Origin of the sequence: Pseudomonas sp. NPDC088885, assembly GCF_044750025.1 — a bacterium.
In the GTDB taxonomy this organism is placed as follows: domain Bacteria; phylum Pseudomonadota; class Gammaproteobacteria; order Pseudomonadales; family Pseudomonadaceae; genus Aquipseudomonas; species Aquipseudomonas rustica.
On sequence record NZ_JBIVJB010000244.1, the window covers coordinates 565 to 1,416 of the forward strand.

Sequence of the window (852 nt, forward strand, 5' to 3'; positions counted from 1 at the left end):
TTGCTGTTGCTGTTGCTGTTGCTGTTGCTGTTGCTGTTGCTGTTGCTGTTGCTGTTGCTGTTGCTGTTGCTGTTGCTGTTGCTGTTGCTGTTGCTGTTGCTTTTGTAGGAGCTGCCGAAGGCTGCGATCTTTTGATTCTGCTTTTTAAAATCAAGGTCAAAAGATCGCAGCCTTCGGCAGCTCCTACAGGGGGAGGGTTTGTAGTTTGCTGCTGTAAGCCTTGGCTTACTCTTTCGTAGGTGTTCGTTATTTTTACACTTCGGCAGACGCCCATTCAGTCAGTCAATGATCAGTAACCTACTGATTGGTAGCCTTATTTTGAAATATGAAGCGGTTATGACAAACGCTTTCAGCACCGAAGGCCGATTGCCCCCGCCGCAGAACCCTCTAGTATTCAGGTTGTGTCGACGGACAGACACACCCTTCAAGGAAGAAGGGATTGGACATCGCAGGACGCGATTCATCAGGACGATGAAAAGGAATACAGGGATTAGGGAAAAAATGTGGGCGGGTCAAACCGCCCCTTTTTTTGTCCGCAGAAAAGTAAATCCCAGACAAACAAAAAGGCCCACAAGGGGCCTTTTATTCGAGCGCGTGACAGATCAGCGTTCGAGGTCTTTGATCTTGCCTTTGACGCCATCCCACTCTTCGGCATCCGGCAGCGATTCTTTCTTCTCGGTGATGTTTGGCCAGATTTCAGCCAGATCAACGTTCAGCTGGATGAACTCCTGCATCTCTTCCGGAACTTCGTCCTCGGAGAAAATGGCCACGGCCGGGCATTCTGGTTCGCACAGGGCGCAGTCGATGCACTCATCCGGGTGAATCACCAGGAAGTTCGGGCCTTCGTAAAAG

Annotated in this window: 1 protein-coding gene; it reads right to left on the reverse strand. The window is 50.2% G+C overall.

Features of this window, described 5'->3' with window-relative positions; genetic code table 11:
- Window positions 1-602 precede the first annotated feature (602 nt).
- Window positions 603-852: ferredoxin family protein (locus ACIP1X_RS28945; RefSeq protein ID WP_400755981.1), on the reverse strand; the 250-nt coding region annotated here is incomplete at its 5' end.